We start from the raw sequence: 13370 nt of genomic DNA on the forward strand, positions 1-13370 counted from the left end.
CTGAGTTTTTAACGTGATTATCTATTTAAATCAATTAATTATAATTGATTAAAGTCTGGCGTTGTTAAATGTTATAAAATATATTTATTATGATGATAAAATGTTAATTTTTATATAAGGGGCTGGTGTCGTATGAAAAAAAAAGTAATAGCACTGTTTGTTCACTCAATCTTATTCACTCCGGGAGCTGCATTTGCTGAATCTGTTACCTCTCCTATAATTATTGGCGCAGGTCAGGAAAAAAATCTGGTCAGTGGTGACGCTATTGATATAAGAGGAAGCAGTGGTATTGAGGTTGATGGCGGAAAGTTAAATATGACTGATGTCACCGGTACTGTATCCGGTATCGGAAACGCGGGATATGGGTTATCGGCAATCAATGCCGGCAGTATTAATATTACCGGAGGGGAGTATATTTTTTCCGGTAATAACCAGGCGAGTACTGGTATTTTAATAAAAACCGGCAGTAGCCTTAATATTGATGGTGCAAAGTTAACAGGCGATTATACCGGAAGAATCGGTGGTTTGTATCTCCTTGATTTACAGGATGCGGGTTCGAGGGGAAATATAAAAAATTCTGAATTAACTTCAACAAATGGCCGGGTTTTTACTTTAAAAAATGGTGCAGATTTGGTGATGTCAGATACTGTCATCAATATTGAAGGATCAGGTTCTGATACTGTTTATTCGATGGCATCACAAAATGAAAGCACATTTACCGGTGAGCGGCTTACTGTTATTTCTGATGCTAACTATGATTCAGGTTCTTCGGTGTTTTTAGCCCATAAGAATCTCAGCCTGAAAGACAGCAGCATTACCAGTAATCTGGGACAAACTATATTCACAGCAGGAAGTCGTGATGGTGGAATATACGGTGATAATCTTGTAATTAATTATAGAAGTCAAAAAAGTGATGGTGCGCAAGGTAATATTTCCATGCATTCGACGAATGGCGGAACTATTGATCTGACAAATTCAGAATTAAATGTATCCGGTGATAATGCAGCAGTGGCTGTTTTTATTACAGCAGATAGTCACCTGGTGGCGAATGGCATGCGGTTAAATGCTGAAGATAATGCACAGGCTATACAAATTCAGGGCAATAATGCCGGGGCGACATTCTCTAATAGCTATATCACTACCGCAGATAAAGAGCATGGTGTTCTTTTTGCTTATGGTGCATCCGGTTTATCAGGTAATGCTTCATCATTAATATTAGACAATACGGTTCTCAAATCTGATAAGTGGGCACTGAGATCGCTTGACGGCGGTTCAATGGTGAATGTCAGCGGTGCCGGCAGCCACGTAAGTGGTGATAAAGGTGCAATTTATATCGATGCCCTTAATGCGGACAGTGACATGGTTTTTAATCTGTCAGACAATGCAAGGCTGACGGGAGACGCTTATACCATTGATAAAAATGGTTATAAGGCGACATTAAACCTTAATCTCAGCCAGAATGCAGTATGGAACGGCAATGTTCTGACTCACGATAAAAACTCGCTGGCGAATGTTTTTCTTAAAAGTGGCTCTGTCTGGAAAGGGGCGGTACTTCCCGGGGCGCTGGCGCCGGGCGGGGGAACAACCCATATTTCTGTTGATGATGCTTACTGGGAGCTGACGGATGACTCAGCAATCAATTCTCTTTCGCTGGCAAACAATGCCACCGTTGCACTGGGTGCGGCGAATGGTAAGGATTTCCGCGTTTTAAGTGTTAACGACCTGAGTGGCAGCGGTGAATTTATCTTGCGTACAGATCTTTCGACAACCAGTACAAAAAGCGTTTCCGGTGATGTGCTGAAAGTGACAGGCAGCACTGATGGTTCACACACACTGAATGTTCTTAATAATGGTTCCGCTGACACTAATGGGACGGAGAAACACTCAGTTGTTGAGACCGCTGACGGAAATGGTAGCTTCAGCCTGAAAAATAAAGTGGAACTCGGCGGGTATGTTTATGAATTAAAACAAGATGGTAATAACTGGGCGCTTTATGCCCCCGGTGGTCAATCCGGCGGCGGCGATGATAAACCTGTTATCAGTGAGGGCGGCAGAGCACCAATAAGTGCCGTTAATGCCGGCTATTTGCTGAATATTGCAGAAACGCAGACATTGTCGCAGCGTATGGGGGAGTTACGTGACAGCCAATCTGAAGGTGATGTCTGGATTCGTGGTTTCGGCGGGGGATTTAACAGCAGAACAAGTAACGCGGTGAGCGATTTTAATTCAACCTACGGAGGAACACAGGCGGGTATTGATAAACGTTTGGTGGTTGAGGGCGGATCGCTCTATTTTGGTGCGATGGCAGGCCTTGTTAACGCTGATCAGGATTATAAAACCGGAAATGGTTCAGTTAAAAATTACCATTTAGGGTTGTATAGTACGTATGTTCATCAGTCCGGTTTCTATATTGATTCATTAATTAAATTCTCTGATCTGACGTATGACTTTGGTGTCAGTGATACCGCCGGGTACAATGTCAGAGCAAAAACATCATCAAATTACTATGCCACCTCTGTTGAGGCAGGGCAGCGTTTTCATTTTAATCAGAAGCAGGAAGGTCTTTATATTGAGCCTCAGGTACAACTGACATACGGTTATCAGGAAGGCACTGATTTTAATGAGTCCAATGGATTACAGGTCAGGGTTGACAGTTATCAGTCTTTGCAAAGTCGTGCCGGGATAAATATGGGTTATGATGTGAAAAGTGGTCCGATGCCGTTAAATATGTATGCAAAGCTCTCCTATATCAAAGAACATAAAGCCGATGTTGATTTTCGTTTAAATAATACAACTGAAAGCGAAAGCTTCGGTGATAAATGGCTGCTTGCCGGTATTGGTGTTTCCGCTCAGGTTTCAGAAAAGCAGGCTTTTTACATCGATATGGAAAAGGCGAACAGCGATAAATACGGGCATTACCGGTTTAATGCGGGCTACCGTTTTTCATTCTGATGTCATCCACAGATAACAGGGTATTCAAATAACAAATACCTTTATTTATAAACAGAATTACCTGTCAGTATGATTATATCTGTATCTTATTTTCAGTAACGTTTTTTAAGGAATGTCAACTCTTGTTCTTTAATGATTATGTAACATAAATGCGGATATACCAGATGTCATTTTTATATATAAAACCTGTAATGATAAGTGACTGGCTGTGCGTATATCTCAGAATAGTAAATATAGGATATTTGTATTAAATGAAAAAACTAACTCTTGTATTAGCGTTAACACTCCCTGCATATTCGCTGGCACAGGCTGGCGATATCAGTTCCAAAGATAGTTCGGCATCAACAAAAAATATGTTTGATGAGATACTGAAAACATTACCAATGTCAGATATTGATGATTTTGATTTAGCAAAAAAAGGATTAATTGCACAGGAAAAAGATTTACAAATAAAAGATGCGAATGGAAAGGTGGTATGGGAATTAGGCTCTTATAAATTTCTTCTTGATGCCGAACAATCTGCTGATACCATTCATCCGAGCTTAAAGCGTCAGGCTATGCTCAATATGAATCATGGTCTTTATAAAGTGACTGACGGTATTTATCAGGTCCGTGGCTATGATTTGGCAAATATTACGTTTATTCAAAGTGATAACGGATGGATCGTTTTTGACCCGCTGACAGTACCGGCCACATCTAAAGCTGCGTATGAACTGGTCAGTAAACATCTGGGTAAAAAACCAATTGTTGCGGTTGTCTACAGCCACACTCATGCGGATCACTTCGGCGGCGTTAAGGGCATTATCAGCCAGGAAGATGTGGACAGCGGCAAAGTGAAAGTGATCGCCCCTGCGGGATTTACTGAACATGCGGTCAGTGAAAATGTGTTAGCCGGTAATGCAATGGCGCGCCGGGCAACCTATCAATACGGTAATATGCTGCCGAAAAATGCAAAAGGTCAGGTGGATGCGGCGATAGGTAAAGGTGTTGCACTCGGTGAGACATCCTTTATTAAACCTAATATAGAGATATCAAAACCGGTCGAAGAAATTACGGTTGATGGCGTAATAATGGTGATGCAAAACACGCCGGGCACGGAAGCACCAGTCGAAATGAACACCTGGCTGCCTCAGTTTAAAACATTCTGGGCGGCTGAAAATACCATCGGTGGTCTGCATAATGCGTATACATTGCGTGGTGCGCCGGTGCGTGACCTGAAAGTCTGGAGTGAATATATCAACCAGGCACTGATGCAGTTCGGTCAGCAGGCTGACGTGATCATGGCATCGCATACCTGGCCTCGTTGGGGAAATGAGAATATTACCGCATTCCTCGAAAAGCAGCGGGATATGTATGGCTTTATTCATAATGAGTCACTGCGCCTGGCGAATCACGGCGTTACCATTGATGAGATTCAGGATGAGTTTAAAGTGCCGAAAGTGCTTGCGAAAGAGTGGTATAACCGGGGCTATCACGGAAGCTACCACCGTAATGCCAAAGCAGTAATCAACCGTTATCTCGGATATTCGGATCTCAACCCGGCAAAACTATTAACATTATCGCCGGCAGAAGCCGCGCCGCGTTATGTCGCGGCAATGGGCGGGATTGACAAGGTTCTCGCCGAAGGGAAAAAAGCATCAGAAAATGGCGATTATCGCTGGTGCGCTGAAGTGGTTAATTATGCCGTGTTCGCGCAGCCGCAAAATGAAAAGGCCCGTTTATTACAGGCTGATTGTCTGGAGCAGCTCGGTTATCAGAGTGAATCTGCGGGTGAGCGGAACAGCTTCCTGATGGGGGCGTATGAGCTGCGTAATGGTGTTCCTGATGGTATGGCAACCAAGGCGGGCAGTCCGGATATGATGGCGGAGATGCCGGTGAGCAGTTTCCTGGATTATATGGCGGTGCGTATGGACGGCAACAAGGTGGCTGAAGATAATTATACCTTAACGGCAAACCTGACTGTTTCGGACAGTAATGAAAAATACCTTATTACAGTTCAGAATGGCAATATGAGCCATATTCAGGGGTATTTATCTGATAAACCAGATGTCAGCCTGACTCTTAACCGTGATGCGTTACGTGATTTTATGGGACAAAAAGAAGATCCGGAGACATTGCAAAAGCAGGGTCGCCTGACTATTACAGGTGATAAAGCGCAACTGGCAAAACTCAATACTTATCTCGATGATTTCCCGTTCTGGTTTAATATCGTGACACCAAATGACCACAGTAGTTACAGTCACGGTTTCAGCCTTGATAAAAAATCCCCGGTTAACCGTTAATTCTTAGTTTTTAAATTTCTTAGTTTTTAAATCTATCAGGCTCTCCGGAGCCTGATTTATTCACATCTCAAGTTTACTTAAAATGAATAAATATATTAATGGGTTATTGCTGACATTGTTATTTAACTGTCCGGCTCTTGCCGGAGGATTGGCATTATATGAAACCAGTCCGGATAATAGCGCATCCGCGAACGCGGGATCTGCGGCAAAAGCGCAGGGACCTTCAACGATTGCCGGAAATCCTGCCGGAATGGCCTTACTTGACGGAACACAAATACAATTAAGTGCCGGGGTCGTCAGTGGTGATATGACAATAAAGCTGGACAATGGCGGTGTTTCCGGCGGAAACCCGGTGCAAACCGCGCCGCTCGGCACTCTTTATGTCACTCATGCGTTAGATGAACGCTGGTCTGCCGGTATTGGTCTGTTTGGCAGCCACGGACTGGGACTGAATTATGAGCCGGAATGGGAAGGCAGCCGTTATGTTCAATATGGAAATATTACCGGTATTGTGATGGCGCCAAGCCTGGCATTGCGGATAAATCCACAGTGGTCTGTTGGTATGAGTCTGATAGCCTCGCAGGGAAAAATTGAGATGAAAAGCACACCTTTGCCAAACATGTCTTCTGCTGCCAGGTTAGATTTCAGCGCAAATGATTGGGCATATGCAGCGTCACTGGGGGTTATTTATGAAAAGGATGAGAATACGCGCATTGGCTTAAATTATGTTTCTGAGTCTGAATGGCGGCTGAAAGGGAATTTATTTCCCGGTGCTGATATTCCTCAGGAAAGTCAGATTAATATCGTTATGCCGCAAAGCCTGACACTGAGCGGTTATCATCAGTTAAATGAACAATGGGTATTATTGGGCAGTATTAACTGGCAGCAATGGTCACGTTTCGGTGAAATGGATATTTCACATCCGAAATTTAGTACAACCAAAAATTTAGGGTATCAGGATACCTGGCACGCAAGCATTGGCACGCAATTTTCTGTTTCAGATAAATTAAGAATCAGCACAGGTATCGCATATGACAGCAGCCCTGTTAATGATGTCAACCGGACTGTGAATATCCCGGTGGGAAAAGCATGGCGTTTTGGTTTAGGCGGGGATTATCAGATAGTACCGTCGACAACTATTGAGCTTGGCTATACGTTTGTCCGGATTGGCGATATGCCATTTGAGCAGCCGGGTATCAGTGGCGTATATGAAAATAACAGGCTGCATTTTGTGATGCTGGGCTTAAAACATAAGTTTTAATTAACAACAGGATAGCGTTCTTCATTGACCTCAGATCCAGGGCATATTGCATTGTTAAAAACAACACATTTATTGATAACATAACAATAATAAAAAAGTATACCTTTCAGATTTTCTGCCGATAACAGGATCTGTATAGCCTCTTCAGATCATTTTATCGCACCATAAAGGAAATTGTATGTGGATACTTCGAAATTTGTCCATCCGGTTCGTCATGTTGTCGATACTCGGTATTTTGTGCCTGACATTAGGATGTGTAAGTTTTTACAGTGACTGGTCGCTGTCGAGAGTATCCGCAGGTAATACGACCGATCGCCAGTTAGTCACGCAACTGACTGTGTTAAATCAGGGAAATGATCAATATTTCCGGTTTGTCTCCCGGTTAAATCGTGAGATGGAAAGAAAATCAGAAGGTGAAAAACCTGATTTTGCACAATCTGAGGAAGCGCTGAAAAATATGGAGCAGCGCCTGATACAGATGAAAGAGATCTCACCGGGCCCTATGGATCCGCAGGTTTCTGACAATATTATTGCCCGCTGGCAGGCTCTGCTTGATGAGGGTATTAAAGTGCAGATGAAACTGGCGGTGCAGGGCGATATCGCCGCATACCGCAATCAGTCCCATAATGTGACACCGCAACTGAGCCGGGATTTTGGTACGGCAACGGTAGAATATATTCAGGTAGCAGATGCTCAGATAGAGAAAACGCGATTGCTGGTGGATGAGCGGATGGCCGCCACGCGAATAGTCATTATTGCCGGAACACTTTTCGGCCTTCTGGTGCTGATTTTTGCCGACAGATATCTTGTTATTATGATGCAGCGTCCGTTGATGAGCGTGCGTCAGCATTTTCGCCGGATAGCCGGCGGCGACCTCAGTCAGCAGGTGGAAAGTGAGGCCGCCGGTCGCAACTGTGTGGGCAAATTGTTTCCGTTGCTCAGTGAGATGCAAAGCAGTCTGCGCGATGCCGTTCATTCTATCCGTGAAGGCAGTGATACTCTGAGAGAGAGTGCGGCTGAAATTGCGCGCGGCAATACTGATCTTTCCTCACGGACCGAGCAGCAGGCTGCCGCGCTGGAACAGACAGCGGCGAGCATGGAAGAGATAACGGCCACGGTTAAACTGAATGCAGATAATGCCGGGCATGCCAGTGAACTGGCAGAAGTGACCTCCTCAACGGCGCATCAGGGGCATGAGATGATAGCGTCTGTTATCCGTACCATGGATGATATTTCTGATAGTTCACGGAAAATAGCCGAAATTACCAGTGTGATTAACAGTATTGCTTTCCAGACGAATATCCTGGCACTGAATGCATCGATTGAAGCGGCAAGAGCGGGTGTTCACGGACGCGGTTTTATGGTGGTCGCCGGAGAAGTGCGCAATCTTGCCAGCAGTAGTGCGGATGCGGCAAAAGAGATTGAGCGGCTGATAGCTAATGCTGTTTCCCGTGTTGATCAGGGCATTGAGTTAGTTGCCGGTGGCGGCGAAACGATGGAAGCGATTGTCCGGGCGGCAACAGAAGTGACCTCTATTATGAAAGAGATTGCGGTTGCCTCAGATGAGCAGACCAAGGGAATATTGCAGGTCGGAACAGCGATCACTCAGATGGATACGGTTACACAGCAAAATGCGGCACTGGTCGCAAAAGTATCTGAAACCGCTGCAGGGCTGGAGCAACAGACTCAGACGTTGCAAAACTCAGTGGAAAGATTTCGTCTTACCGCCACGGATTGACGGCGCTATAGTTGTCACTGTGTCCTGATGCGGCACAGTGATTCCTGTATTGTGCGACAGAGCGATAAAAGCGGTTTTTGTCTGTGGTTATTTTGTGTCAGGATTAAGTAACTTATTGTAGTAACTGATTTTTTTATCCAGGTGCTGAACACTTTCATTGAGTACCGCTATTCGTTGGCGCAATGTCTCATTGTGCTCCTGTAATAACAGCATGCGCGCCTGTGCGGTTTCATCTCCCTGAGCCCGTAAATCTGCATAATATTTTATTTCTTTCAGCGGCATACCCGTTTCTTTCAGTCGTGTAATAAAGGTTATCCATTCGACATCACGGGCGGAGTAACTACGGTGATTATTTTCCAGGCGCAAAGGCGCCAGAATGCCGGCTTTTTCATAAAACCGCAGGGTATGGATACTAAAACCGGTTAATACAGAAAACTGGCTGATTGAATAATACATACAAACCTCTTGACCTTGAGTTCACTCTATCTTTTACGCTCCGCTGACTAATGTCAAAGGAGGTTTGTATGAACAATCAGAATTATGTGGTGATCACCGGCGCAAGTTCCGGTATCGGGCGGGCGCTGGCTGTGGCATTTGCCCTGCGGGGTAGCAGTGTGGTGCTGGTGGCGCGGCGGGAAGCCATATTGCAGGAACTGAAAGCAGAGTTGATGCAACTTAACCCGCAGGTGAATGTAGAAATCCGGGTGTGTGATTTATCAGAATCCGGCAGTGCGGCGGTGCTTTATCATTCTCTGTCAGAACTGACCATTATTACGTGGATCAATAATGCCGGCTTTGGTTATTACGGCAGTGTGGCGGAGCAGCCTGTCGCAGAGGCGGAAAAAATGATCGCGCTGAATGTGAATGCGCTGATGGTTCTGTCCGCGCTGTATGTACAGGATTATCAGCATGTTGATGGCGCGCAGCTTATCAATATCAGCTCGGCGGGGGGCTACACGATTGTTCCGTCAGCGGTCACCTATTGCGCGTCGAAATTCTTTGTCAGCGCGTACACGGAAGGGCTGGCGCGGGAACTTGTCCGCAGCGGAGCAAAACTGCGTGCCAAAGTTCTGGCACCGGCGGCGACACAGACTGCGTTTGGACAGGTGGCAAATAAGGTGGACTCGTATGATTATGACACGGTTTTCGGGCGCTACCATACCAGCGAACAGATGGCGGAGTTTGCCCTTGCATTGTATGACTCAGATAATATTACCGGCATGATTGACCGCGATGAGTTTAGTTTTCAGCTGACCGATACCCGTTTTTCCCATGCGGAAAACAGCCGCGCAAACCAGAAAATAACGCCGTAAACAGGGTGTAATGTCCGGTGTTTCTCATGCTATGATGACCGCCATCCCGGCGGTTTTTCCGCCTGTCCATCCCTATCGCGGAGAGATTTTCTTTTGTTTTCCAGTTTTTCCCGGATACGTAAATTAGCCGATTCCTGTCTGTCATAGCGGGGCTGATAAACCTCAATCTTTTCGTTAGCAAGTACATACTGCCACAGGTTTTGCGGGTTTTTTTCTGCATTGACATTAATGGGGTCGTCAGGGCTGACGATACAGGCATCAAGAACATCTTGTGACCATTGCGGAATTTTGCTTGTTTTCATTGCGATAGTGCGGGCAATACTTTCCATTAAATGGATGGGAAACATTAAAACGGCAAATGGCCACTCTAAACGGGAGTCCATTCTGACTATATACTGTAAACCAAACGTATAACTCTCTTTTTTTTGTGCTATCGGCGGGCAGAGAATGACAGTATCAGCCAGTTCTTTCAGGCAATCTTCTTCCATATAGCAGCGGATAAACTCCCAATAATGGTCTAAGGCTAATTTGGAACCGGTATGCCCAAAGCCAAACGTATTCAGCACAGTTTCATTATCGTTATCTAAGAGGTGACCCACTAAGCAATAATTACGTTGAAATTCATAGGTGGAAAAATAGATATCGCGCCACCCAACGGTAATAATGTCATTGTTTGTCTGGTAGACATGAACAAGCTGCTCTTTGCGGTTAAAGCGAACCGGATAATGCGTTTTTCGAAACCACTCCATTAAAAGAAATTTACCAAAAAGAATGAGGAGCGGTATAAACATAACACTTACAATTAAAATAGGAATTAAGGCGGCATTAATAATTATAGCGATAATAAGAGTTATGATCATTATCTCGAAAACCATCAAAAGGGATGATACTTGTCCGAGATTGGCGTAATTATTATCAACCACCTCCAGATAGGAAGAGTTCATGGTAATCACAGTCTCAAAGTCGATAACAGCGGCTTCCCCTTCGTGTTTTTTGACTCTCCCCTGGCGGTAGTGGTGCTGTTTTTCCTGCCGTGTTAACGGTCGGTTGACGGTAAAGGGGGTTAATAATCCGACCCGATGTAGTTTTGCCATCACGCACTCTCCTGCGTGTAACCAATAATATTGGCTAATTCCGTCATTTCCATCAGCCTGTCCATCCATATCTCGGGGGGGCGTCCTTTTGTTTTTTCATTTTCAGGAATTTTTCGCCACAAGCATGCAGATAGCCATTTTTGAATATCATCTTTGCTGTGAATACCAATAAAAATGGCTGAACCAAAAACCAGGGTAAGGGCAATAAGTAATCCGACAGGTCCCAGGAAGGCTAAAAATACCGGTGATAATGAGGCTACAAATAGCATTGACCCACCGGTAGCCGATGCTATATAAGCAGTACCTAATACATTATTTTCTTTATTCGCAAATTCATCATATAAATGATAGATATCCCACCCGACGGCGACCGCTCCAAACCAGGCACAAAAACGTATTCCGTTTTTAAGAAACGTTGCTAATTTGACAAGTTTAATTCGACCATAATTTAACCGTATTGATGATTTTAGCCGAAGTGTATGAAATTTAAAAATAACCCGCTCCGTTGCATCTAATAATGCCCCTCCGGCAGAAATAATATTGGCAATAAATTTGGTCACCACTTCGGTATTATTGACCTGCCCTTTCATTGCATCATCAGTGGTTTTCCACAGAACATGAATTTGCAGCATAACTGAAAGGACACATCCCGAAAAGGGAAGAGATTGTGCAGCATCATTTGTCAGTTTATTAATAGTGTTTCCTTTCGCGAGCGATAATTTTCTGCGCCATTCTGTCGGAAATACGGTTTCCCGGATTTGTTCTGCAGAGCGGAACGCTTTTACTGCAACCTGGGAGCGTACTGGTTTTGGACTATTTTTTGATGACTCTGCATCATTAACATCGACCGCTAAGAAAAAACGACCTTCCTGTTTTCCGTCAAGCTGTAGTCCTGATATTCGTCCCCGGCTTTCTTCAATTTCTAAATAATGTCTGATTTGCTGATGGGATGCTTTACTGTCGAGATCGGTCATTGATGCGACTTGTTCTACTGCCGCAGTGATAAAATGTTTACGCTCACCGGTATAACTGATACGGACTAACTTTTTACCGTCCATGGATGCCATTGAGACTAATATCGGCAAAGGGGCTTTATTAATTGCATTGTTCAGGGTTTTCAGCAGAAAGCTACTGAGTGAATTAAAATATTTCTCTGAAATTAATTGAATTTGTAACAGGTTGTGGTTAGCGATATCTTTAAAGCCTTCGGCAAGCCTATACCAGGGTAAATCTTCATATTCACTATCAGATGATATGGCTTGTGTAATATTGTCTATCCAGAGGGTCTGATTTAATAATGCAGCACGCAAAAGAAGGTTACTTTCTGATACTTCAGGGGTGGCAAGCTGAGCCTGAACAAACTGCTGTATTTCTTCTTTGTCTTGCATTCCGCTGATACAATCCAGGATTGACTGCGTGAACAATGCTCCGCTGTTAATATCATTCGGGTCAAAATTATGATTAAAATAATCCAGCATGATTTGACTTTTAAAATGCGCCAAATACATGGTGACCATGGGGGTGATGACCTGCTGCTTATACATTGACAGTTTGCTATTGTAATCCGCTAAAAATGCGGTTTGTTTTTCTCTGTCGATATATTTTTCATATCCTGCCCAATAAATATCTATTTGGGTTTTTAGTGATTGATTCACTAAATTATGGATTGAATCAGCATGAGTGGCAGCGAATGAGGGTGATATAATACCGCTTGTAACCGCAATGCCTTGCCGTGCATCTTTTTCGAACTGCATGCCTTCACTGATTCTGTCACGCGCGTATTGTGCGCACAGTGCTTCTTTCAGCATCTCCAGTGAAGCCGAAAGGGCAAGCCCACGTTCATATTTCGGATGCTTTTCAAAATGAGTTTCAAGCCGGTGATTCATTAGTGCTGCAAGATCCTGAGCAAGAGCCGGGGGATCTTGTAATACAACAATAGCGCCTTTTCCCGGCATTAAATCATTTGCAGCTTGCTGCAATGTTATTCCTGCCATGGGATTCATTTTTTCCAAAGGGGTTGGAGACCAGGCTTTAATATTATTTTTTTGGGTGCCTCGACTGTATTCTGCAACTGTATCCTGAAGGGCTGTGATTGGCAGTGTTTGTTTTTCTTCTGTATTGTGCAGCCATTTATCTAAATCGAATCGTTGCATATACTGTTCACGATACGCTTTATCTTCATGCTTTTTTCGTACTGAATCAGTCCATTCGACTTCTGACCAGGCTAACCAGAATAGATCATTTTTCATTGGTGGCGGCAGTACCGGCAGAGTAATCAATGAGGCCCGGGCAAGTTCTGACGGCTCGGTTATACATGGTTTTATTTTGCCATTCGTCACTGATTCCGGGACATCCTGATTGTTTTGTAATGGGTAGTAATAACCTTTTTCTGTTACAAAATAATTGATCCAACTATTCGCAAATTCATCCCGGATATATAAAAAACCACTACGTAATAAGCGCAATGTGTATGCAGTTTCTCCCTGAGCGATAACCTTGTTTTCGATAGTTTCAGGCATGACAGGTAAGTGATCATTTTTTTCCATGACGGCAGGTCGTACAAGAAGGATTGGGAGGCCGTATCGTTGACAAAAATTACATCCTTTATTCTTTTGTGCTTGTAAGTTACCCATCATTTCATCTCTTATCCGATTAGTTAACGTTATTGTACCATTATCATTATGTGAACATATTAATATTTACCTTAAGTTGGCCGTTGCTATGCTCAAA

General features: G+C 44.0%; 8 protein-coding genes. 5 read left to right on the forward strand and 3 right to left on the reverse strand.

Annotation, left to right across the window (positions count from 1 at the left end):
* Positions 1-132: 132 nt before the first annotated feature.
* The 4 genes from ACMHKJ_RS17580 to ACMHKJ_RS17595 all read left to right on the forward strand — a co-directional run bounded on the left by ACMHKJ_RS17580 (position 133) and on the right by ACMHKJ_RS17595 (position 8233).
* Positions 133-2952, forward strand: coding sequence for an autotransporter outer membrane beta-barrel domain-containing protein (locus tag ACMHKJ_RS17580; protein WP_413495957.1), 2820 nt, complete (start codon positions 133-135; stop codon positions 2950-2952).
* Between the two features lie 251 nt (positions 2953-3203).
* Positions 3204-5234 carry an alkyl/aryl-sulfatase gene (locus tag ACMHKJ_RS17585; protein ID WP_413495959.1) on the forward strand — a complete coding sequence of 677 codons (2031 nt, stop codon included), beginning with the start codon at positions 3204-3206 and terminating at the stop codon, positions 5232-5234.
* Between the two features lie 82 nt (positions 5235-5316).
* Entirely contained in the window at positions 5317-6495 is a 1179-nt protein-coding gene (locus ACMHKJ_RS17590) for an OmpP1/FadL family transporter (RefSeq protein WP_413495961.1), read from the forward strand.
* Positions 6496-6673: 178 nt separating this feature from the next.
* Positions 6674-8233, forward strand: a complete 1560-nt coding sequence (locus tag ACMHKJ_RS17595; protein ID WP_413495963.1) for a methyl-accepting chemotaxis protein — start codon at positions 6674-6676, stop codon at positions 8231-8233.
* An 87-nt stretch (positions 8234-8320) separates the two neighbouring features.
* Here ACMHKJ_RS17595 and ACMHKJ_RS17600 read toward each other — a convergent pair whose 3' ends face one another.
* Positions 8321-8689 carry a MerR family transcriptional regulator gene (locus ACMHKJ_RS17600; RefSeq protein ID WP_413495965.1) on the reverse strand — a complete coding sequence of 123 codons (369 nt, stop codon included), beginning with the start codon at positions 8687-8689 and terminating at the stop codon, positions 8321-8323.
* 68 nt (positions 8690-8757) lie between these two features.
* On the opposite strand from ACMHKJ_RS17600, the gene ACMHKJ_RS17605 reads away from it, so the two are divergent.
* Complete coding sequence (locus ACMHKJ_RS17605; RefSeq protein ID WP_413495967.1) at positions 8758-9546, forward strand: SDR family NAD(P)-dependent oxidoreductase; 789 nt, start codon at positions 8758-8760, stop codon at positions 9544-9546.
* A gap of 29 nt (positions 9547-9575) precedes the next feature.
* Here the strand turns inward: ACMHKJ_RS17605 and ACMHKJ_RS17610 are convergent, their stop codons facing one another.
* Together ACMHKJ_RS17610 and ACMHKJ_RS17615 are read right to left on the reverse strand one after the other, a co-directional pair.
* Positions 9576-10640: a DUF6708 domain-containing protein gene (locus ACMHKJ_RS17610; protein WP_413495968.1), complete on the reverse strand. Its 1065-nt coding sequence runs from the start codon at positions 10638-10640 to the stop codon at positions 9576-9578.
* Positions 10640-13276, reverse strand: a complete 2637-nt coding sequence (locus tag ACMHKJ_RS17615) for a T6SS effector BTH_I2691 family protein (protein ID WP_413495970.1) — start codon at positions 13274-13276, stop codon at positions 10640-10642. Before ACMHKJ_RS17615 ends, ACMHKJ_RS17610 begins: the two co-directional genes overlap by 1 nt.
* Between the last annotated feature and the right edge of the window lie 94 nt (positions 13277-13370).

The organism is Morganella psychrotolerans, assembly GCF_965118875.1.
Taxonomy (GTDB): Bacteria; Pseudomonadota; Gammaproteobacteria; order Enterobacterales; family Enterobacteriaceae; genus Morganella; species Morganella psychrotolerans_C.

Bases quoted from the DNA above. Each gene is read 5' to 3' on its own strand.
- ACMHKJ_RS17605 (WP_413495967.1), top strand. From the start codon at position 8,758: ATGAACAATCAGAATTATGTGGTGATCACCGGCGCAAGTTCCGGTATC.
- ACMHKJ_RS17600 (WP_413495965.1), bottom strand. From the start codon at position 8,689: ATGTATTATTCAATCAGCCAGTTTTCTGTATTAACCGGTTTTAGTATC.
- ACMHKJ_RS17585 (WP_413495959.1), top strand. From the start codon at position 3,204: ATGAAAAAACTAACTCTTGTATTAGCGTTAACACTCCCTGCATATTCG.
- ACMHKJ_RS17610 (WP_413495968.1), bottom strand. From the start codon at position 10,640: ATGGCAAAACTACATCGGGTCGGATTATTAACCCCCTTTACCGTCAAC.
- ACMHKJ_RS17590 (WP_413495961.1), top strand. From the start codon at position 5,317: ATGAATAAATATATTAATGGGTTATTGCTGACATTGTTATTTAACTGT.
- ACMHKJ_RS17595 (WP_413495963.1), top strand. From the start codon at position 6,674: ATGTGGATACTTCGAAATTTGTCCATCCGGTTCGTCATGTTGTCGATA.
- ACMHKJ_RS17580 (WP_413495957.1), top strand. From the start codon at position 133: ATGAAAAAAAAAGTAATAGCACTGTTTGTTCACTCAATCTTATTCACT.
- ACMHKJ_RS17615 (WP_413495970.1), bottom strand. From the start codon at position 13,276: ATGATGGGTAACTTACAAGCACAAAAGAATAAAGGATGTAATTTTTGT.